This window comes from Oceanicaulis sp. UBA6590 (assembly GCF_002433705.1).
Lineage (GTDB): Bacteria > Pseudomonadota > Alphaproteobacteria > Caulobacterales > Maricaulaceae > Oceanicaulis.
In genome coordinates this window covers 109,041-130,024 of record NZ_DJIQ01000062.1, presented here as the reverse complement: position 1 = coordinate 130,024, position 20,984 = coordinate 109,041, and the positions used below count along the sequence as shown (strand labels likewise).

Here is a 20,984-nt window from a genome sequence, read left to right as displayed (position 1 = left end):
ATGACCCACATCAAGCTCGCAATTGTGGTCGCGGTTGCAAAGAACGGCGTTATTGGCCGGGACGGCGATCTGCCCTGGCGCATCCCGTCCGACCTCAGGCGCTTCAAGCAAGTCACGCTGGGCAAGCCGGTCGTCATGGGGCGCAAGACCTGGGACAGCCTGCCGCGCAAGCCCCTGCCGGGGCGAGCAAACTTCGTCATCAGCCGGTCTGTGACGGCCGCAGCGGGCGCTTATGTCTTCGCCGATGTTGAGGCCTGTCTTGAGGAAGCGCGCGGCGCGGCGGTCGAGGCGGGGGTGGATGAGGTCTGCCTGATCGGCGGGGCGCAGCTCTACGCCGATCTGTTGCCGAAGGTGGACCGGATCTATCTCACCGAGGTGGATCTCGAGCCTGAGGGCGATGCAGGCTTTCCCGATCTGTCGCCCGAAGAGTGGCGTGAGGTGAGTGCGGAGTCGGTCGAGGCGGCTGAAGGCGATGATGCGGGCTTTACGCTACGGGTGCTGGATCGCGTCCGGGCGTCATAGCGCAGCATCCCGATACCGGTTTTACTTGAACCGAAGGCGCGGACCCGCCAAATACTCATATACCGAATAAAACACGAAACCTTATAACCAGCGGGGAGATTCATGCCCTGGAACGACAATGCAGGCGGCGGCGGCCCTTGGGGCTCCGGCGGCGGCGGTCAGAATAACAACAACCCCTGGGGGCGCGGCCCCAACGGTCCGGGCCGCGGCCCGAACGGCGGGGGTCAGGAACCTGATCTTGAGGAACTGGTGCGCCGGTTCCAGCAATGGCTGGGCGGCAAGGGTCCGCGCGGCGGCGGTCGCGGGGGTTCCGGCAAGGGCGGATCCGGTGGCGGCGTGGTCGGCGTCGTGGGCGCCCTCATCGTCGTGGGCGTTATCACCGCAGCCTCGGTCTATCAGGTCGGTCCTGGTGAAGCGGGCGTGGTTCAGCGCTTTGGCGAATATGTCCGCACCACCGGCGCGGGCCTTCGTGTGAAGTTGCCCTATCCGATCGAGACTGTTGAGACGGTGAATGTCACCGAAATCCGCTCGATCACGATCGGAACCACGCCGCAGGAAGCCCTGATGGTCACCCGCGACGAGAACATCGTGGATCTGTCCTTCACGGTGCAGTGGCAGGTCGATCCGACCCGCGTGCGTGATTACGTCTTCAATGTCCGTGACCAGCGCGCGATGGTTCAGGCCGTCTCGGAAAGCGCCATGCGCGAAGTGGTCGGCACCTCGGATCTGCAGCCGATCATCGGTACGGGCCGGGGCGAGGTCGCTCAGCGCGCCGAAGAGATCATTCAGGACACGCTCGATCTTTACGAAGCCGGCATCCAGGTGGTGGGTCTGCAATTGCAGGAATCCGCGCCGCCGGAAGATGTGATCGCCGCCTTCCAGGACGTCATCAGCGCCGAACAGGATGCTGAAGCGAACGCCCTGCAGGCCACCGCCTACGCCAACCGCATCGTGCCTGAAGCCCGCGGTGACGCCGTGCGCCTTCTGGAAGAAGCACGCGGTTATCGCGATCAGGTGGTCGCCGAGGCGCAAGGTCAGGCTGATCGCTTCAATGCGATCTATGACGAATACGCCCAGGCGCCGGATGTCACCCGCGAGCGGATGTATCTGGAGACCATGGAACGGGTGCTCGGTCGTTCGGAGCTGCTGATCCTCGATCAGAACGGCAACGGGGCGGTGCCCTATCTGCCGCTCGATCAGCTCGGTCGCAATCGGGGCGACGCCAATCGCGCCGCAGGTTCGGGTCAGGGAGGCTAAGCCATGAGATTTCTCACGATCGCCTTTGGCGTCATTCTGGTCGCAGTCCTGATCGCCGCGGCCACCGCCACCTATACCGTCAACGAACGCCGCTCCGTGCTGGTGCTGCGCTTTGGTGATCCGGTCCGGGTCATCAACGAGATCGGCGACGATGAAGCCGGCCTTCACTTCAAGCTGCCCTGGGAAGAGGTGCTGCAGTTCGATCGCCGCAATGTCGAGTTCGACATGCGTCCGCAACAGCTGCAGGCCGGCGACCAGGAACGTCTCGAAGTGGACGCCTTCCTGCGCTATCGGATCGTCAATCCGCTGCGCTATTACCAGACTGTGCGCAATGAGGCGGGCGCCAATGCCCGTCTGGGTTCGATCATGGAAGACGCGCTGCGCGCCGTGGTCGGCTCGATTTCCTCTCAGGACGTCATCTCCGGCCAGCGCGCCGAGCTGATGGACCGGGTGGAGCGGTCCGTGGACGCCGCGGTGACCCGCGCCGATCTCGGCATCGAGGTCATCGATGTGCGCATCCTGCGCGCCGACCTTCCCAATGAGGTCGAGGAGCGGGTCTTCCAGCGCATGCGCTCGGAGCGTCAGCAGGAAGCAGCCCGCATCCGCGCTGAAGGTGAGGAACGCGCCCGTCAGATCCGCGCCTCTGCGGATCGCGAACAGACGGTCATCCTGGCGAACGCCCGCGCTGATGCGGACCGTATCCGCGGTGAAGGCGACGCCCAGCGGAACGCCATCTATGCGGCGGCCTATGGCCGGGATGCGGAATTCTTCCGCTTCTATCGCTCGATGATCGCCTATGAGACGGCTCTGCGTGACGGCACGCCCATCGTGGTGGCGCCCGATAGCGCCTTCTTTGACTATTTCGGCTCCCAGGACGGTCGTTAACGACCTGTTGAGAGTTGAATTCAGGGATCGGCCGGGCGCAAAACGCCCGGCCGTTTCACTTTTTGGGCTTCAATGTCAGGTCTGCGCTTGGCGGCGTGGGGGCGGCGCCGTTAAGAGTTGTGGCCAGATACAAGGGACTTCTGACCACGGGGAAATGTTCATGCGCGTGCTTGCCGCTGCGATCTTTGCTCTGGGCCTGGCGCTGGCGTCGGCGGCGATGGCTGCAGCGCAGCCCAATGACGGCTTTGCGGATCTCAATGACCGCTTGAGCCCGGCCGTGGTCAATATCGCCACCGCCCAGCGTGTGGGCGGCGAAGAAGGCTCGCCCCTGTTTGCGCCGGGCACCCCGCTTGAGCGCTATAACGACCTGTCGGGCAATCGGCTGCGCATGCAGCGTTCGCTGGGGTCGGGCTTCATCATTGATGCAGACGGCATCGTCATCACCAATCACCACGTCATCGCCGGTGCGGACGAGGTGGAGGTCGTCCTGCAGAACGGTCTGGTGCTGGACGCCCGGATCGTGGGCAGCGATCCGGCGACGGATATCGCGGTCCTGCGCGTTGACCCGGAACAACCGCTGCCCGTCGTGCAGTTCGGCGACAGTGAGCGCGCGCGCGTTGGCGAATGGGTGGTTGCGATCGGCAACCCGTTCGGTCTGGGCGGGTCATTGACTGCCGGCGTGATCTCGGCGCGCGGGCGCGAGATCGGCGGCGCCTATGACGATTACCTGCAGACCGATGTCGCCATCAACCGCGGCAATTCCGGCGGTCCGCTGTTCAACATGGACGGCGATGTGATTGGCGTGAACACGGCGATCTTCTCGCCCACCGGCACGTCTGTGGGCATCTCCTTCTCCGTGCCGAGCGCCATCGCCGTGCCGGTCATTGATCAGCTGATCGAGTATGGCGAGACGCGCCGCGGCTGGATCGGCGTCAATGTGCTCGAAGTGACCCGCGACATGGCCCAGGCCATGGGCCTGAACGAGCCGCGCGGCGCGCTTCTGACACGCATTGATCCTGAAGGCCCTGCAGCGGACAGCGGATTGGAGGAAGGCGACGTCATACTCGCCTTTGACGGGCGTCCTGTCGCCGATGACCGTGTCCTGCCGCGCATCGTGGCCGAAACCGAACCGGGATCGCGTGTGGATGTGGAAGTGTTCCGCCGCGGAGAAGCCCTGACCCTGCCGTTGAATGTGGAGCGGCTGGAGGAAGACAATCGCCCTACACCGCCCGCCGGCGCCGAGCTGGATGAGGACAGCGCCGCGGCGGCGATCGAGGGTGATCTCTTCGGCATGACGCTGGAGCCCATCTCTGACGCCCTTCGCCGCCGTTATCGCATTCCCACTGACGCCAGCGGGCTCGTGGTCACCGAAGTTGATCCCAACAGCGATGCAGCAGGCAAGGTGCGTCCGGGCGATGTGGTCGAGGAGATTGCCTGGACCCGGGTTGAAGGTCTTGCCCAGGCGCGCGAGCTGGCGGCCCGCGCCGGCGCAGACGGCGCGCCTGTGCTGTTCAGCCTGAACCGTCAGGGGCAGTACGTGCTTGAAACCCTGCGCCGCTAGAGCGTCCTAGTGAGGTCCAAGCCTGATATCCTGTTCCTCGCCGGGCCGACGGCGTCCGGCAAGAGCGCCTTGTCCCTGCATGCGGCGCGGGCGCTCGATGGCGAAGTCATCAATGCGGATTCCATGCAGGTCTATGACGGGCTGGGGGTGATCACCGCGCGTCCCGAATCTCATGAGATGGGTGGAGTTCCTCATCACCTCTTCGGCGTCATCGATCCATCAGAGCGCTGCTCGGTCGGGCGCTGGGCGAAGCTGGCGCTCGAAGCCATCAGCGATGTCACCGGTCGGGGCAAGCGCGCGATACTGGTGGGCGGAACAGGGTTGTATTTCAAGGCGCTGGTCGACGGGCTCGCACCGACGCCAGACGTCCCGGAGGCCGTCATATCGGAGGTCAATGCGCTCTATGCGGGCGGCGGTCTGGACGCGCTGCGTGAAGCGGCGCACGCGCTCGACCCGGTCGGCGCGGCCCGGATCGAGGCAGGCGATCGCCAGCGCCTGATGCGTCTGATCGCCGTAGCCAGGACCAGCGGTCGCCCGCTGTCGGAGATCCAGGCCGAGACGCGTCCTCTGATCGAGCCGGACCGCGCTGTGGGCGTGGTGATCGCTCCGGACCGGGACGGGCTGTATGGCCGGATCGAAGCCCGTTTTGACCAGATGGTGTCGCATGGCGCACTGGAGGAAGCCCGCGCCATCGCCGAGCGGCGGCTGGCGGCGGATTTGCCCGCCATGAAGGCGGTCGGCTTGCCGCCCCTGATCGCCCATGTCCAGGGACGGCTCGACCTTGACGAAGCCATTGCGCTCGCCAAGCGTGATACGCGCCGATACGCCAAGCGCCAGTTCACCTGGTTCTCCAATCAGCATCCGGACTGGGTGCGGGTAAACTCGCTTGATCCTGTGACGGCCAGGGCCGAGCTGGACCAGATTCTTCTGACGCCTTTCTTCGGAGCCGCATGATGGCTGAACCGCTTTACCAGAACGATCTCGATCTCGGGCCGCTCAAGACCGAGACCATCGCGATCATCGGCTATGGCAATCATGGCCGCGCCCATGCGCTCAATCTTCGCGATATGGGGGCGGAGAGAGTCCTGATCGCGCTGCGGGAGGGCTCGCCGTCACGCGCAAAGGCGGAAGCGGACGGGTTTGACGTCGTGTCCATGGCCGAGGCGGCCCGGCGCGCCGACATGCTGTCGCTTCTGGCGGCGGATGAAGCTCATGGCGAGATCTGGCGCGAGCATATCGCCCCGTACTATCGCCCGGGCATGACGCTGCTGCTGTGCCACGGCTTTTCCATTGAATACGGCGTGATCGAACCGGCGGACGACATCGATGTGGTGTTGGCGGCCGCCAAGGGACCGGGCGGGGCGGTGCGTTCGAGCTTTGAGAAGGGCGGCTCGCTGATTGGTTTCTGGGCCGTGCACCAGGACGTCACAGGCAAGGCCGAGGCCCGGGCGAAAGCCTATCTGGGCGGGCTCGGCTGCGGACGCGCGGGCGTCTATACGACCACGTTCGGCGAGGAAGCGCTGGCCGACATTCTGGGCGAGCAGGCGGTGCTTGTGGGCGGCGTTTGCGCCCTGGCGCGCGAGGGCTATGAACAGCTTGTCGCCGCCGGGATCAGTCCGATCATGGCCTATATCGATACCGTACACGAGATCAAATACATCGCCGATCTGATCCAGTCCCGCGGCATTGCAGGCATGTATGAGGCCATTTCGGATACCGCCGAATTTGGCGCGCATGAGGTGGAAGGCCCGATCCGTGAAGCCGTGCGCCCGGTGTTTGAAGCCATCGTCAAGGACGTCACCGCGGGCGATTTCGCCCGACGCTGGGTGGCGGACTACGAACAGGGGCGGGCCGGGCTGAAGGCCATGCGCGACAAGGCGTCAGAGCATCCGCTGGAAGACACGGGCAGGCTTATCCGCCGGTCGTCCAGCTTCGGAGACTGAGGGTCTTAAGCGAAATCATTGCGGCGCCCGATTGCCTGCGGTGTAAAAAGGCGTATGCGTACCGCCGCCTCGCGCCGGATGGATGACTGTCCGGGGGCGAGGGGCCCCTGTTGCCGGATATGACCGCCATGAACCCCCTTGTTCGCTTCTTCACCCGGATGGACGCCCGCGCCGCCCGCGCGATCTATATCTCGCTGGGTCTGTTTGCGCTGGTGCTCGCCATCTTTCTCACGGGCAAGTTCGTGCTCGATATCGAGCCGGGCCAGATCGGGACCTGGTTCGAGAGCGCGGCGGACCAGTGGTACGCCCTGCCGGCGACCATTCTGATCTTCACCGTTCTGGCCTTTGTCGGCGCGCCGCAATTCGCGCTCATCGGCGCGGCCGTGTTCGCCTTCGGTCCGGTGATGGGGTTCGCCTATTCGTGGATCGCGACGATCTGTTCGGCGACCGTGACCTTCTATGCAGGCCGTCTCGCAGGGGCTGACGCCGTTCGCCGGTATGGCGGCCAGACCGTCAATCGCATCTCCGAGTTTGTCGGCCGCAACGGCTTTTTCGCCTCCATGATCGTGCGAATCGTTCCGAGCGCGCCCTTCATCGTGGTCAATATGGCGGCCGGTGTTTCGCGTATGAGCTATTTTGCATTCATCGGCGGACTGGCGGTGGGGGTCCTGCCCAAAACCGCGCTTGTGGTGTTTGCAGGCGGAGGGCTGATGTCGCTTCTGTCCGGGGGCGGATGGCCCGCAATCCTTGCGCTCATAGGGATTGTCGCGGTCTGGATCGTGTTCATGCTGATGGCGCGCCGCTGGCTGCGCGGGCCAGCAACAGAGTTGAAAAATCCCGTGGAAGACTCAACCGGCGCTGAAGCTGAGGCGGGTGAGCGGCTTGCAATCAGTGACGCGCCATCGCACAAGGAGTCATGATACTTGCCCTAGCGCGGCGACTCGCCTGCTGCGCCTGACAGACAAAGAGGCAGAGAATGTTCTCCAGCGTGTTCGGTCTCCTTTCCGCGGATATCGCCATCGATTTGGGGACGGCGAACACACTGGTCTACGTCAAAGGCCGTGGCGTCGTTCTGAACGAGCCCTCTGTCGTGGCCTACAAGGTCGACAAGGGCCGCAAGCACGTGCAGGCCGTCGGCGCCGAAGCCAAACTCATGCTGGGCAAGACTCCGGGCAATGTGGAAGCCATCCGGCCCATGCGCGACGGCGTGATCGCCGACTTCGACGTGGCCGAGGAAATGATCAAGCACTTCATTCGGAAGGTGCATAATCGTCAGACCTTCGTTAGCCCGCAGGTCGTGATCTGCGTGCCGTCCGGCGCCACCGCCGTGGAGCGCCGCGCCATTCACGAGAGCGCCGTTGGCGCGGGCGCCCGCAAGGTTTACCTGATCGACGAACCGATGGCGGCCGCCGTGGGCGCGGGCCTGCCGATCGACGAGCCGACCGGCTCCATGATCGTCGATATTGGCGGCGGCACCACCGAGGTGGCCGTGATGTCGCTGTCGGGTATTGTCTATTCGCGCTCGGTGCGCGTCGGCGGCGACAAGATGGACGAAGCCATCATCAACTATATCCGTCGTTCGGCGAACCTTCTGATCGGTGAAACCTCCGGTGAGCGGATCAAGAAGGAAATCGGCTCCGCGACCCCGCCGCAGAAAGGCGAGGGCCTGACGCTGGACATCAAGGGCCGTGACCTCATGAACGGCGTGCCGCGCGAGATCGTGGTGACCGAGGCGATGATCGCCGACGCCCTGTCCGAGCCGGTCGAGCAGATCGTGGAAGCGGTCAAGCAGGCGCTGGAAGCGACCCCGCCGGAACTGGCGGCGGACATCGTGGACAAGGGCATCGTGCTGACCGGCGGCGGCGCCCTGCTGCGCAATCTCGACACCGAACTGCGTGATCGGACCGGCCTGCCGGTGAGCCTGGCGGACGAGCCGCTCTCCTGCGTTGTGCTGGGTTGCGGCAAGGCGGTCGAGAATCTGCGCCTGTGGCGCCCGATCCTCGCGGAAGCGGTTTAACCGGGACAGGCGAGCCTGTGAGGGGGGACTTCCAGCTTGGCTCAGAGGCGGAGTTCCAGACGGCGAAATGATGAGGGCGTGCGGTTTCCCACGCTGCTCTTCATCGTTTGCATCTTTGTCAGCTGCATTCTGATTTATCTGGATCGTCCCGAGAGTCGGCCCCAGGCTCTGACCGGTCTGCGTGCGGGCTTCAATGATCTCGCCACGCCGGTTCTTGATCTCAGCGTGCGGCCTTTCCGGGGATTCGCCAATATCGGTCCGTGGTGGAAACGCCAGTTCGAACTGGCGGAAGAGAACCGCGCCCTGCGCATGCAGGCGGCTGAAATGCGGGCCTGGCGCGACGCCGCGCTCTCGCTGCAGGAACGCAATGCGCGCTATCGTGAAGCCCTCAATCTGCAGGCGGACGCCGCCGAGGACCGGATCAGCGCCTGGACCGTGGCCGATCGCTCCAACGCTTTCGTGCGCTCACGCCTGATCGACGCCGGCTATGATGACGGCGTTCGTCCGGGCTATCCGGCGGTGAATGTCTATGGCCTTGTGGGCCGGACCGTGGAAGTGGGCCGCAGCTCGACCCGCGTTCTGCTTCTGACGGACATCAATTCCCGCGTGGCGGTGATGGCGGACCGCTCGAACGCCCGTGCGCTTCTCGTGGGCGACAACACCGAGTTTCCGCGTCTGGAGTATCTGGGCGCCGAGCCGGACCTGCAGGAAGGCGATCGCATCGTCACTTCGGGCGACGACAATGTCATGCCTCGAGGCGTGCCGGTGGGGCAGGCGGTCCGGGATCGGGATGGGCGCTGGCGCGTGGCGTTGTTCAGCCGCACCGCGCCCATCGATCTGATCTGGATCTGGCCGTTCGAGCCGGTCCAGGCGCCGGAAGCCGATCCGGTTCCTGAAGACCTGTTCCAGGAGGGGGCGAACTGATGCGGCCTTCGGTTGAACGTGGCAATGGCGGCGCCGATCTGGTCATGTTCATCGTGACCATGCTGATCGCCTTGATCCTGCACGCCCTGCCCAGTCGTCTGGGCAGCGGTCCCGATCTGGCCCCGGCCTTCCCGCTGATCGCGCTATTCATCTGGTCGGTCAGGCAGCCCTGGTTCATTTCACCGCCTGTCCTGCTTCTGGTCGGCGTCGCACAGGATCTGCTGGCGGGCGCGCCCATGGGCGTCTGGGCCCTGTCTTTCCTCGTGGCCTTCAGCGTACTGCGCCTGCGAGAAACGGACGGCGCCGGTGAAGTCGGCCCGCTTGCGCTCCGCTTCACCCTGACCGCCTGCGCGGCTTTCGGCGTGGCCTGGGGGGCGGGGTCCTTCGCGATTGGCGCCCCTGTGGCGCCAGGACCGTTGATTACTGAAGCGGTTCTGACCATCCTTCTGTTTCCGATCTTCGCCTGGCTGTTCGCCCGGCGGAAGGAACGCAGCACCTTCTCCTAACGCAGCAGACCCGAGAAAGAGCGCGCATGCGTCGCGACAAGCAGGAAGCCCAGGCCCAGTTCAACCGTCGCTCGCTTCTGTTGTCGGGCCTCGGGGCGGGCGCGTTCGCCGCGCTGGGCGCGCGCATGTACGGGCTGCAGGTGCTCGAGCAGGACGCCTATCGCCTGCTGTCGGAACAGAACCAGTTCAATTTCCGACTTCAGCCGCCTGCGCGCGGACGGCTTCTCGACCGGTTCGGTGAACCGCTGGCGGAAAACCGGGAGAGCTACCGGCTGATGATCGTGCGTGATCAGGCCGGCGATCCACGCGCGGCGCTGGAGCGCCTGTCGCGCTACATGCCTTTGAGCGAAACCCGCATTGACCGCATATTGCGCGCCGTGGCGCGCACCTCGCGCTTCACGCCGGTCACCGTGGCCGAGGATCTCGATTGGGAGACCTTCGCGCGCATCAACCTGCATCTGCCGGATCTGCCGGGCATCACGCCGGATGTGGGCGAGGTGCGCACCTATCCGCGCCCCTATGACTTCGCCCATGTGACGGGCTATGTGCAGGCCGCGCCGCCGGAAGCGGCCAATGATGATCCGCTCCTGCTGCACCCGGGCTTCCGCATTGGCCGGACCGGCGCCGAGCTGCAACATGAGGACGAGCTGCGGGGCTCGGCCGGCCAGCTGAAGGTGGAGGTGAACGCCACCGGCCGGGTCATGCGCGAGATACCCGAGCAGTCCATTCCGTCCTTGCCGGGCCGCGACGTCACGCTGACGCTCGACGCCCGCGCGCAACGCACCGCCATGGAAGCGCTGGGCGATCAGAGCGGAGCGGCGATCGGCCTGGATGTGATCACGGGAGAAATCCTGGTGCTCGCCTCAACGCCCAGCTTTGATCCCAATGCCTTCGTGCTGGGCATTGGCCAGGACGCCTTCGCCTCGCTCAACAACAATCCCTACCGCCCCCTGTTCAACAAGGCGACGACGGGGCTGTACGCGCCAGCGTCCACCGTGAAGGTGATGTCGTCCCTGGCCGCGCTCGAGCATGGCGTGGTGGATCCTGAAGAGACCATCTATTGCGGCGGTCACACACGACTGGGCAATCGCGACTTCCACTGCTGGCGTCGGCAGGGCCATGGCCGGGTCAATATGCATGAAGCCGTGAAGGGCTCATGCGATGTGTATTTCTACGAAATGGCCAACCGGCTGGGCATAGAGCGCTATAACGAGATGCTCGAAAGCTGCGGTCTGGGTCAGTTCTTCGACATTGGTCTGCCCTATCCGCGACGCGCGGAAGGGCTAGTGCCCGGCCCGGCCTGGAAACGGGCGCGCCGCAATGAACCCTGGACGACCGGGGACACCTTCAATGTGGGCATCGGTCAGGGCGCGTTGCTGAGTTCGCCGCTGCAACTGGCGGTGATGACGGCGCGCATCGCCACGGGACGTCGTGTCATCCCGACATTGTCGCCGGTGTCCGGTGCGTCGCCTGAATTTGAATCCATGGGATGGACGGCGGAACACCTGTCCGAGGTGAATCGCGCCATGTCCGGCGTCGTCAATGAGCCGGGCGGCTCCGCCTACTGGCCGCTGCAGACCCGGGGCATCGACCTTGAGGGCATACAGATGGCGGGCAAGACCGGCACCTCCCAGGTCTATTCCATCAGCGCCGAGGAGCGCGCCGCTGGCTTGCGGGATCAGGAAGACCTGCCGTGGCGATTGCGCAATCACGGCCTGTTTGTTTGCTATGCGCCGGTCGCCGCGCCGCGCTACGCCGTCACGGTGGTGCTCGAGCATGGCATTGGCGGCACGCGCGCCGCTGTCCCCGCTCAGGCCATTCTGCGCGATCTGGTGCGTCGCGATCCGTCAAACACCCGGCCGGACATGTATGCGTCCGCAGCCCGTCCCGTGACGGAGGGCTAGGACATGGGCGTTTTCACCCAGTCCGCGCCGCGCGGTTTCCGGGGCAAGCTGTTCGAGATCAACTGGGCCTTTGTCCTCCTGATCCTGCTGGTCGGCCTCATCGGCGTCGGCATGCTGTATTCCGTCGAGGGCGGGGCATGGAATCCTTACGCCTCCCGCCACGCCCTGAGGCTGGGGGTCGGCCTGATCGCCATGGTGGTGATCGCGCTGTTTCCGCCGCGGTTCTGGATGGGAATCGCCTATCCCGCCTTTCTGGGCGCGCTGGTCCTGCTGATCGGTGTGGAGCTGATCGGCACCACCGCCATGGGCGCGCAGCGCTGGATCGATATCGGTCCGATCCGCATGCAGCCCTCGGAGATCATGAAGATCGCCCTCGTGCTGGCGCTGGCGCGCTATTATCACGATCTGCCCGAGGAAAAGGTCTCGTCGCTGGGCGGGCTGATCATTCCGGCTTTGATGATCGCCGTGCCCATGGGCCTGATCATCAAGCAGCCCGATCTGGGCACATCGCTCTTGCTGGCGGCGACCGGGGTGGTGATCGTGTTCCTCGCCGGGTTGAGCTGGAAGGTGATCATAGGCTCGGGCGTGCTGGGCGGCATCGCGGGCGGCTTCTTCTTCCAGTACGGGCTGCAGGATTATCAGCGTCGCCGGATCATGACCTTCCTCAATCCGGAAGAGGACCCGATGGGCGCGGGCTATCACATCCTGCAGTCCAAGATCGCGCTCGGATCGGGCGGCATGACCGGCAAGGGCTATATGGAAGGCACCCAGGCGCACCTGAACTTCCTGCCCGAGAAGCAGACCGACTTCATCTTCACGATGCTGGGCGAGGAGTTCGGCTTCATCGGCGGGCTGGTGGTGCTGTCGCTGTACGCGCTGATCCTCGCCAACTGCATCATGATCGCGACGTCCTGCCGTTCGGTCTTCCTGCGGCTTGTCGTGATGGGCGTGGCCACGACCTTCTCGCTCTACGTCTTCATCAATGTGGGCATGGTCATGGGGATGCTGCCGGTGGTGGGCGTGCCCCTGCCGATGATCTCCTATGGCGGCACCGTGATGATGACGGTTCTGATCGGGCTCGGGCTGATCCTGGGCGCGCACGTGCACCGCGACACCGAACCGCCGAAAGGTGCAGGATTGTTCGGTTAACGCCGCATTGCCCAACTTGACCGCAGGGCGCGGATCGACCAACCTCCCGCGCCAAACCGTCGCAGGACGGTATCGGATTTATAGCGCGCGCCCAGAGGCGTGGCTGAGGGGAGGAGACTTCATCAATGGCGATGGGCGGCGCGAGCGCGCACGGGACTTGGAGCAGCCGTTTCGGCTTTCTGATGGCGGCGATCGGCTCGTCTGTCGGATTGGGGAATTTCTGGCGGTTTCCGTATACGGCGGGTGAGAATGGCGGCGCGGCCTTCGTTCTGATCTACCTTGCCTGCGTGGCGCTGATCGGCTTTCCGATCCTGATGGCGGAACTCAGCGTGGGCCGTCATGCCCGGCGTTCGGCGGTGGGGTCCACCCGCAAGATGGCGTTTGACGCCGGCGCGTCCGAGTTGTGGTCCATCGCCGGCTGGGTCGGCATGGCCGGCGGCGTGATGATCCTGTGCTTCTACTCGGTCGTGGCGGGCTGGGTCGCCTCCTATGTCTACAAGATGTTCACCGGCGCCATGGTCGGCATGGATCCGACCGAGGTGTCCAGCGTCTTCGGCCAGCTGGTGGGCGACACCGGCACGGTGATCTTGTGGCACACCCTGTTCATGGGCGTGACCATGGCGATCGTGTGCTTTGGCGTCATCAAGGGCATTGAGCGCACGGTGTCGATCCTGATGCCGCTCTTCTTCCTGATGCTGGTGGGCATGGTGATCTATGCCGGCCTGACCGCCGATATGGGCGCCGCGATCAACTATCTGTTCGCGCCGGACTTCTCCAAGATCACCGCGCAGACCTTCCTGGAAGCGCTGGGCCAGGCCTTCTTCTCGATGAGCGTGGGGTCGGCCATCATGATCACCTATGGCTCCTATCTGTCGCGCGACGACAACCTGCCGCAATCGGCGGGCATCATCGCGGGCTCTGATACGCTGGTCGCGATCATTGCCGGTCTGGCGATCTTCCCGTTCGTGTTCGCCTTCGGCCTCAGCCCTGACGCAGGTCCGGGCCTGTTCTTCCAGACCCTGCCGGCAGCGTTCTCGCAAATGCCGGGCGGCCAGTGGGTGGGCGCCGCCTTCTTCTTCCTGGCGCTGATCGCGGCGCTGACGAGCTCGATCTCGCTGCTGCAGGTGATCGTCGCCTTTGGCGAGGAGCACACCGATTTCGGCCGTGTGGGCTCGGCGCTGTTCTTTGGCGCGATCATCTACATGTTCGGCGTCGCCGCGGCCTTCTCGGGCGATTTCTTCGATATTCTCGACAAGGTGTCCGGCACGATCCTGCTGCCGCTGGGCGGTCTTCTGATCGCTCTGTTCACCGGCTGGATCGTTTCCAAGGCGCTCATGCAGAAAGAGCTGCCGCATGCCGGCGAGAAGTTCTTCGCCTATTGGCGCTTCACCATTCGCTGGCTGGCGCCGGTGGCGGTGGGCCTGATCATCGTCACGGGTCTCGCCAGCATGTTCGGCATCAGTCTGCCCTTCATCGGCTAGAGCCTGATCCAACTCAAACAAAAGCCCCGGTCTGATGACCGGGGCTTTTTTGTAGTTGCATGACGCCGGTCCTAGCCGAAGCGGCGGGCGAACATGTCGGTGGCGCGCACCAGCCCGTCCACAATTCCGGGCTCGCCGGCGGCATGGCCCGCGTCCGCGACGAAATTCAGCTGCACCCCGGGCCAGACGCGCGACAATTCCCAGGCCGTGCGCGGCGGGGTGACCATGTCATACCGCCCCTGCACGATGACGCCGGGGATCTCCCTGAGATGGTTGGTATCCTCCAGCAGGACGCCTTCACGTTCAAAGAAGCCGCCATGATGGAAATAGTGGGACTCAATGCGCGCCAGCGCATCGGAGCGGTGCGGATCAGGGTTCACATGATCGGGCGTCGTGCCCATCGAGATCAGCGCGCTTTCCCAGCTTGACCAGGCCAGCGCGTCATCGCGACGCTGGTCCATGCTCGCGCCCGAGGTCAGCCGCGTGTAGTAGGCGGCAATGACATCCTCGCGCTCATCCGGCGCCAGCCGATCGGTCAGCCGGGCCCAGGCGTCGGGGAAGAGACGGTTGGCGCCATCACGGTAGAACCAGTTCAGTTCATGACGGGTGCAGGTGAACACGCCGCGCAACACCAGGCCCAGAACGCGGTCCGGACAGGCGCGGGCATAGGCGAGCGCCAGCGTCGCGCCCCAGGACCCGCCAAAGGCGAGCCATTTGTCCACGCCCAGATGGACGCGCAATTGCTCGATGTCGTTGACGAGATGAGCGGTGGTATTGTGTTCCAGCGAGGAATAGGGACGGGAGCGTCCGCAACCGCGCTGATCAAAGACAATGATGCGGTAGCGGCGCGGATCAAAGAAGCGCCGCATGGCGGGGGCCGCGCCGCCTCCCGGCCCGCCATGCAGGGTGATGACGGGCACGCCGTCCGGGCGTCCGCAGTCCTCGTAATACAGGCTGTGACCCTGACCCACGTCCAGAAATCCGGTGTGGACCGGGGTCAGGGGCGGATACAGCCCAAGACGGCGATGAGAGCGTGCTGTGTCCATTTTTTCCGTGCTAATCAGCGGATTAACTTTCAAGTCTGTTTACCGTGAGACTATGTCGTTTTATCACTATGTGGAACCAGCTTCGCGAGGGGGAGTTGGTCTCTGTATGAAGGATCGCTTCGACATGCACACGGTCTTCAGGACTCTGGGCCTGGTAGTCGGTTTATGCACCTGCAGCCTTGCGGCCGGATGCGCCAGTCAACCGATCACCCTGGGCGCGGACTCCCAGGCGGACATCGAGGCGGAGGCGCGTCTGCGTTCACAGGCGGCGCGACTGAGCGCGCTGGTGGACGAGGAGGGCTGGACCCTCACGGCCGGACCTGCAGACGCCGCGCGACAATTCTTTTCCCGCCTGATCAATGGCGGCGAGGACGCTGACGCGCAATCGGATCCTGTCAGCCTCTATGTAGAAGCCCAGGGCGCCAATGTGGTGCTGGCCTTCCATGAGGATATCGCTCAACTGACCACTCTGGCGCAGGGGGTGGCGGACGCCGCCGCCAATGTCAGCGAGAACGCTCAGGGTCTGGGCCAAGCGACGCTGACACAGGATCTTGCGTCTGCTGAAGGCGCGCTGGGAGCAGTGCGTCGCGCAGAGGACTTCTTCAAGGCTGTCTCCGAAGGCTTTGGTCCGGCCGCGGACGAAGCGCAGATTGCGCAAGCGCTCTCCTTGCTTGCGGCGGAGAAGACCCGCCTTGCCGATGCCGCCGACGCGCTGGCTGAACGGCGCTGGGCGGCGCAATCCAGTCAGGGCCTGTCCAGCTGATGTCAGAGACTCTTCCGGGCGATGCGCTCGACCCGCAAACCGTCAAGGGCTTCCTAGCCGATGACGAGGGCCAGGCCTTGGCTCGTCATGCAATCCGTGCGTCACAGGCTGCGCCCGGCGACTTTGTCGAGATCGGCAGCTGGTGTGGTCGCTCCAGCGTCTATCTGGGCCGCGCTGCGCGGGAGGCGGGCCGTGTGCTGTTCGCCATCGACCATCATCGCGGTTCTGAAGAGCATCAGCCGGGCGAGGGCTATCACGATCCCGACCTGTTTGACGCCGAACTGGGCCGGGTCGACACCCTGCCGGCGCTTCGCCGCACGATCGCGCTCGCCGATCTTGAGCAGAACGTGGTTCCGGTTGTCGGGCCGTCTGCTGTCATTGGCGCACACTGGTCCGCGCCCCTGAGCTTTGTGTTCATTGATGGCGGTCACGCCATGGATACGGCATTGGCCGATTATCGCGCTTGGGCGGGACATGTGGCGCGTGGCGGCCTGCTGGCCATCCATGACGTCTTCCCCAATCCCGAGGACGGGGGACGCCCGCCCTATGAAATCTGGAAGCTCGCTGTGGCGTCAGGCCTGTTCGAGCCGGTCGAGCGGATCAATACGCTCGAGATTCTGCGTCGCCTTTGAGCCAGGCGTCCGACCGGGCGTGACGGATCAGAAGGTCTGATCCATTGCTGAGCCCGTAAAGGGCGTCAGCGGCCAGTACGACCGCGCCCGCTGTCCAGCTGGGGCGTTCCTTGGGCCAGACCTGCCCGAGCTCGAACTGCCAGCCCATCCAGTAGCCCTGACCATCCCGCGCCAGAGGCGCCAGCGCGCCCAGGAGACGCTGCGCCCGCACGGTTTCGCCAATGCTCAGACAGGCCAGCGCCAGTTCGGCCGTTTCGGCGGCGGTGATCCAGGGCTCCTCGCTGACGCAGCGGCAGCCCAGGTCCTCGACCACGAACTTGTCCCAGCCTGCGTGCAGGTGCGCCTTGGCGCCCAGACCGGTCAGAACGCCGGACAGAACCGGATAATACCAGTCCATGGCGTAGCGGGAGCGATCCTCGCCCAGCCGGTCAAACCGGTGTGGCCGGTCCGTGAAGGTCTGAGCGATTGTCTTGCGGGCGCGAGCCCAGTCGGGGCGGGACTGATCGAGCGCATCGGCAATGCGCAATCCGCACTCGAGGCTCTTGTAGAGCGAGGCGTTGCCGGCCTTGAGCGAGTCCACGTCTTCGAGCGGCTGGCCGTCATCGGGCTTGCGCCAGACCACATCGCCATGGGGCGTCTGGTGGCTGACCACCCAGTCGAGCGCCCTCGTGATCATCCCGGCATGGCGGGCGATCAGGCGCGGCTCATCGAGCGCCAGCGCACAGCGCAGCACGGTGACCGCGGCATAGCCGGTGAAATTGGTGTCACGGGCGGTGACCGGGTTTTCAGGCGGGGCGATACGGTCCCCGCTTTCATCCATGGGCACGCCAGCGCCCAGCTCACCCAGCCAGGAGCCGTCTTCATGCTGACGCTCGGCCAGCGCATCAAGGGCGGCGTGCACCGCCGTCTCGCGTCCTGCGACCGCCAGCGCCATGGCGCTTTCACCATGGTTCCAGGGGTCCCAGACGCCGGTCTCGATCCAGGGGATCGCGCCGTCGCGCAATTGCAGGTCCTCGATCCGGTCGGCGCAGGCGGCGATATCGACGCCGATGGATTGCGGGCGATGGCTCATGCCGCGTCCTTCTGGAAATAAAGCGCGACGGACTTGCCCATCACCGGGTTGAGCGCGGCTTCGGTCCAGCGCGTCAGGCGCGGCTTTTCCAACAGATCCCATTCCAGCAGCTTGCGGAAGGCTTTGACCGTGCGGCTCTCTTCCTGGCGTTCCCATTTGGCGCAGCGCAGCCACCAATAGGGCGAGTGCAGGGCGTGCGCCCAGTGACGCTTGTAGGGGCGGTAGCCGCGGCTCGCGACCCGGTCGCGAAGCTCATGATCGCGGAAGATGCGCACATGTCCGCCGGGGGTGTTCTGATAGCCTTCAGACAGGGCCCAGCAGATCTTCTCCGGCCAGTAGCGCGGCACGGACAGCGCAAAGCGCCCGCCCGGTTTGACAATGCGGGTGATCTCATCGAGCGCCGCATCCACATCGGGCAGATGCTCGAGCACTTCAGAGCAGATCACCACGTCAAAGCTGTTATCGGCGAAGGGCAGGCGGCCCGCATCGCCGACGCACCAGACCGCGCTGCGCGGCGGGGTCTGCGGGGGCGGGGGCAGCTCGATAAAGCCGTCGACGGCGCTCTTGAGATCCTCAAGGCTGAGATCGAGCATGGTCACGTCAAGCGCCTTGTCATGCCAGTAGAAGGCATGGCTGTGGCGGCCCCGGCCACAGCCCAGGTCAAGGACACGCTGACCGTCCTGAAGGTCCAGCGCATCAAGGTCCAGCGTCACCATCATTGGGCGGCAAGCTCCGTCACATCCGGCAGGCGTCCGCGCTCGGAGAGCGCGTCGTAGTAAAGATCAAGGCTGGCGCGCGCATGCTCGTCCCAGCGAAAGGCGCTATGGGCGCGCGCCGCGCAGGCCGCGCTCATCTGCTGTTGCAGCTCGGGATCCGACAGCACGCGCTCCAGCGCGTCTGCGAGTCCGTCCGCGTCCTCGACTTCGGTGACGATCCCGGCCTCGCCCGCGACTTCGGGCAGGGCGCCGCCGCGCGAGACGATCACCGGGGCGCCACAGGCCATCGCCTCCGCCGCCGGAAAGCCGAACCCCTCAAAGCGGGAGGCGGAGACGAACACGGTCGCCTTGCGATAGAGCGCGACGATTTCATCAAGGCTCAGTCCCGAAACGAACTCGACGCTGTCCAGAAGACCGGTCTCGATCAGGGCGCGCTTGGTAGGCCCGTCGCGCAGCTGGCCAATGACCGTCAGTCGCGGCGTGCGGCCGCGGGCCTTGAGCCTGGCCATCGCATCGATCAGCACATCGAGCCCCTTGATGGGCACATCGGCGCTGGCGAGGGCCAGGACATGGTCCGTATCCCGTTCGACGGTCGGATCGGGTTTGAAGCTGTCCAGGTCGAGCCCGTTGAACGCCACGCGCACCTTGTCAGGATCAACGCCGCAATGCCGGGCGTAGGATTGTCGCGCTGCGTCCGACACCGCCAGGAAGCGCGGCAGGGCCCGCGCGGCTTTCGCCTGATGATCCACAAAAGAATGCCAGCGCCGGGTCAGGGCGCGCCGCCACCAGTTCGCCGCTCCTGCCACCGCGAAGTCGCGGTCAATGGCGATGGGGTGATGCAAGGTGGTGATGACCGGCAGGTACTGGTCCACGCCCGCCATGGCCAGAGCCAGGGTCTGGTTGTCATGGATCACGTCGAACTGGTCGCCATGCTGGGCGACCCAGGCTTCGAGCCGGATGGCGTAGCTGATCATCTCGGCGAAGGCGCCGGTATTGTGTGACAGCCATTCGGTGCGGTCCGCCCGGTCGAACAGCGTCTTCCAGCGCAATTGCAGGAAGGCGTTATCGACGCTGAACAAATCCAGAGACGGCAGTTCGATAAGTCCGATATCCGGGTCAAGATCGGGATAGGGCGGGCCGGAAATCACCGACACCTCGCAACCCTGATCGGCGAGGGCGCGCGACAGGGCGCGGACATATACGCCCTGACCGCCCACATGGGGCGCAGAGCGATAACTGGAGACCAGCACGCGCAGGCGCGCGGAGCGGGTCTGGGTCGGATCTGGGACGGCGTCTCTCATGAGGGCGCGAAGCTATCGCCAGCCGCTCCGGAAACCAAGAGCAAACAGTGTTCACTCCACCGTCTTGCATGCTTTCTTCTTGTCCGCGCTCAGGGTAAGCCAAGTCCATGTTCGCATTGCTGGTCCAGATTCCGCGCCCCGTGCGCTTCGCGCTGTTCTATGGCGCCTTCTATCTGGGGTTCGGCGCCTACCTGCCGTACATGCCCGTCTGGTATGAAGCGCGGGGGCTGAGTCCGGAAATGATCGGCGCGGCCGCGGCGGCGTCCATGGCGGGGCGCATGATCGCAGCGCCGCTCGGCGCGATGCTGGCGGATCGGGCGCCGAAGAAGCAATGGGCGGTGCTGACCTATACCCTTGTCTCCTTCTTCGCCTTCGCCGCTTTCGTGCCTGCGACAAACCCCTGGGCGATCATCGTGCTGGCGGGCATCGCCGGGGGCGCCTTCACCGGCATCATGCCGATCATCGACGCCTTCGCGATCCAGCAATCCACCCGCAAGAAGTTCGCTTTCGGGCCGCCCCGCGCGTTTGGTTCGGCGACCTTCATCCTGGGCAATGTGGGCGCAGGCTGGCTGATCGGACAGCTGGGCGGCGAGGCGGCCCTGGGCTGGACGCTGGTCGGGTCGGCGCTCGCGGTGCTCACGGCGTTGATGCTGCCGGTCGGACGCAACCAGCCCCATCATCGCCTGCCAGCCCCGGACGAGTCCCATGGCGTGCTGCGCGCGATGATCTCGAACGGTCTGCCGCTGGCCTTCGCCGCTTCGGCCCTGATCCAGGGCGCCCATGGCTTCTATTACGGGTTTTCCGCAGTCGCCTGGCGCGCCGAAGGCGTGCCCTCAAGCGCAGTGGGCTTGCTCTGGGCGACCGGGGTGGGCGCTGAAATCGTGTTCCTGACCTTTTCAGGACGGCTTCTCGGGCGGCTCAGTCCGGCTCTCATGCTGGCGCTCGGAGGCGCGGCCTCGATCCTGCGCTGGCTCGCGCTTGCGGCCTCACCGCCGCTCTGGCTCCTCTTCCCCCTGCAGCTGCTGCATGCGCTCAGCTTCAGCGCAACTTATCTGGGGTTCCTGCGATACGCGGCAGACCACAGTCCGCAACGGTTCGCCTCCATGGCCCAGGCGATCAACTCGGCGTTTTCAGGCGGTCTGGTGCTGGCGTTGGCGGCCTATGCCTCCGGCTTTGCGTTCAAGGCGTTTGGCGTGGGCGGGTTCGCCCTCATGGCCCTTCCCTCCGGTCTGGGATTGATCTTCGCACTCTGGCTCGTGCAATCGTCGCGAACACAGACATAATGGGGCCATACTCCCGGTTATC

20 protein-coding genes are annotated in these 20,984 nt (G+C 65.0%); 16 read left to right on the top strand and 4 right to left on the bottom strand.

The window, feature by feature from the left end; translation table 11 throughout:
• From B2Z70_RS12880 to B2Z70_RS12820, 13 genes are all read left to right on the top strand, one after another.
• A complete protein-coding gene (locus tag B2Z70_RS12880) occupies positions 1 to 522 on the top strand; it encodes a dihydrofolate reductase (RefSeq protein WP_292983745.1) in 522 nt (173 codons plus the stop codon).
• Between the two features lie 102 nt (positions 523 to 624).
• Positions 625 to 1,779, top strand: coding sequence for an FtsH protease activity modulator HflK (gene hflK, locus B2Z70_RS12875; protein ID WP_292983744.1), 1,155 nt, complete (start codon positions 625 to 627; stop codon positions 1,777 to 1,779).
• 3 nt (positions 1,780 to 1,782) lie between these two features.
• Positions 1,783 to 2,664, top strand: a complete 882-nt coding sequence (gene hflC / locus B2Z70_RS12870) for a protease modulator HflC (protein ID WP_009801446.1) — start codon at positions 1,783 to 1,785, stop codon at positions 2,662 to 2,664.
• 160 nt (positions 2,665 to 2,824) lie between these two features.
• The gene (locus tag B2Z70_RS12865; RefSeq protein WP_292983742.1) at positions 2,825 to 4,225 is read left to right on the top strand and encodes a trypsin-like peptidase domain-containing protein; all 1,401 of its coding nucleotides are present in this window, start codon (positions 2,825 to 2,827) and stop codon (positions 4,223 to 4,225) included.
• A gap of 9 nt (positions 4,226 to 4,234) precedes the next feature.
• Positions 4,235 to 5,179: a tRNA (adenosine(37)-N6)-dimethylallyltransferase MiaA gene (gene miaA, locus B2Z70_RS12860; RefSeq protein ID WP_292983740.1), complete on the top strand. Its 945-nt coding sequence runs from the start codon at positions 4,235 to 4,237 to the stop codon at positions 5,177 to 5,179.
• Positions 5,179 to 6,168 carry a ketol-acid reductoisomerase gene (ilvC, locus tag B2Z70_RS12855; protein ID WP_009801443.1) on the top strand — a complete coding sequence of 330 codons (990 nt, stop codon included), beginning with the start codon at positions 5,179 to 5,181 and terminating at the stop codon, positions 6,166 to 6,168. Before miaA ends, ilvC begins: the two co-directional genes overlap by 1 nt.
• 128 nt (positions 6,169 to 6,296) lie before the next feature.
• On the top strand, positions 6,297 to 7,088 hold the full coding sequence (locus B2Z70_RS12850; RefSeq protein ID WP_156776114.1) for a TVP38/TMEM64 family protein: 792 nt from the start codon (positions 6,297 to 6,299) through the stop codon (positions 7,086 to 7,088).
• Between the two features lie 56 nt (positions 7,089 to 7,144).
• Complete coding sequence (locus tag B2Z70_RS12845) at positions 7,145 to 8,185, top strand: rod shape-determining protein (RefSeq protein WP_009801441.1); 1,041 nt, start codon at positions 7,145 to 7,147, stop codon at positions 8,183 to 8,185.
• Between the two features lie 78 nt (positions 8,186 to 8,263).
• The gene (mreC, locus tag B2Z70_RS12840) at positions 8,264 to 9,109 is read left to right on the top strand and encodes a rod shape-determining protein MreC (protein ID WP_009801440.1); all 846 of its coding nucleotides are present in this window, start codon (positions 8,264 to 8,266) and stop codon (positions 9,107 to 9,109) included.
• Positions 9,109 to 9,615 carry a rod shape-determining protein MreD gene (locus tag B2Z70_RS12835; protein ID WP_009801439.1) on the top strand — a complete coding sequence of 169 codons (507 nt, stop codon included), beginning with the start codon at positions 9,109 to 9,111 and terminating at the stop codon, positions 9,613 to 9,615. Before mreC ends, B2Z70_RS12835 begins: the two co-directional genes overlap by 1 nt.
• Positions 9,616 to 9,641: 26 nt before the next feature.
• Positions 9,642 to 11,519: a penicillin-binding protein 2 gene (gene mrdA / locus B2Z70_RS12830; RefSeq protein ID WP_292983735.1), complete on the top strand. Its 1,878-nt coding sequence runs from the start codon at positions 9,642 to 9,644 to the stop codon at positions 11,517 to 11,519.
• 3 nt (positions 11,520 to 11,522) lie between these two features.
• A complete protein-coding gene (gene rodA / locus B2Z70_RS12825) occupies positions 11,523 to 12,668 on the top strand; it encodes a rod shape-determining protein RodA (protein WP_009801437.1) in 1,146 nt (381 codons plus the stop codon).
• A 125-nt stretch (positions 12,669 to 12,793) separates the two neighbouring features.
• Positions 12,794 to 14,149 carry a sodium-dependent transporter gene (locus tag B2Z70_RS12820; RefSeq protein ID WP_292983733.1) on the top strand — a complete coding sequence of 452 codons (1,356 nt, stop codon included), beginning with the start codon at positions 12,794 to 12,796 and terminating at the stop codon, positions 14,147 to 14,149.
• 71 nt (positions 14,150 to 14,220) lie between these two features.
• On the opposite strand, the gene pip is transcribed toward B2Z70_RS12820, so the two are convergent.
• Positions 14,221 to 15,195, bottom strand: a complete 975-nt coding sequence (gene pip, locus B2Z70_RS12815) for a prolyl aminopeptidase (protein ID WP_009801435.1) — start codon at positions 15,193 to 15,195, stop codon at positions 14,221 to 14,223.
• A gap of 106 nt (positions 15,196 to 15,301) precedes the next feature.
• Between pip and B2Z70_RS12810 the strand changes: the two genes are divergently transcribed.
• Positions 15,302 to 15,958 (top strand): hypothetical protein, encoded by a 657-nt coding sequence (locus B2Z70_RS12810; RefSeq protein WP_292983730.1) that lies wholly within the window; start codon positions 15,302 to 15,304, stop codon positions 15,956 to 15,958.
• The gene (locus B2Z70_RS12805; protein ID WP_292983728.1) at positions 15,958 to 16,590 is read left to right on the top strand and encodes a class I SAM-dependent methyltransferase; all 633 of its coding nucleotides are present in this window, start codon (positions 15,958 to 15,960) and stop codon (positions 16,588 to 16,590) included. Before B2Z70_RS12810 ends, B2Z70_RS12805 begins: the two co-directional genes overlap by 1 nt.
• On the opposite strand, the gene B2Z70_RS12800 is transcribed toward B2Z70_RS12805, so the two are convergent.
• From B2Z70_RS12800 to B2Z70_RS12790, 3 genes are read right to left on the bottom strand one after another with little or no spacing between them, the layout of a single operon-like run.
• Positions 16,559 to 17,662, bottom strand: a complete 1,104-nt coding sequence (locus B2Z70_RS12800) for a prenyltransferase/squalene oxidase repeat-containing protein (RefSeq protein WP_292983726.1) — start codon at positions 17,660 to 17,662, stop codon at positions 16,559 to 16,561. The genes B2Z70_RS12805 and B2Z70_RS12800 overlap by 32 nt on opposite strands.
• Positions 17,659 to 18,381 carry a class I SAM-dependent methyltransferase gene (locus tag B2Z70_RS12795; protein WP_292983724.1) on the bottom strand — a complete coding sequence of 241 codons (723 nt, stop codon included), beginning with the start codon at positions 18,379 to 18,381 and terminating at the stop codon, positions 17,659 to 17,661. The genes B2Z70_RS12800 and B2Z70_RS12795 overlap by 4 nt, the downstream gene beginning before the upstream one ends.
• Positions 18,378 to 19,679 (bottom strand): glycosyltransferase family 4 protein, encoded by a 1,302-nt coding sequence (locus tag B2Z70_RS12790; RefSeq protein WP_292983722.1) that lies wholly within the window; start codon positions 19,677 to 19,679, stop codon positions 18,378 to 18,380. The genes B2Z70_RS12795 and B2Z70_RS12790 overlap by 4 nt, the downstream gene beginning before the upstream one ends.
• A gap of 107 nt (positions 19,680 to 19,786) precedes the next feature.
• Between B2Z70_RS12790 and B2Z70_RS12785 the strand changes: the two genes are divergently transcribed.
• Positions 19,787 to 20,962, top strand: a complete 1,176-nt coding sequence (locus B2Z70_RS12785) for an MFS transporter (RefSeq protein WP_292983720.1) — start codon at positions 19,787 to 19,789, stop codon at positions 20,960 to 20,962.
• Positions 20,963 to 20,984: the final 22 nt, after the last annotated feature.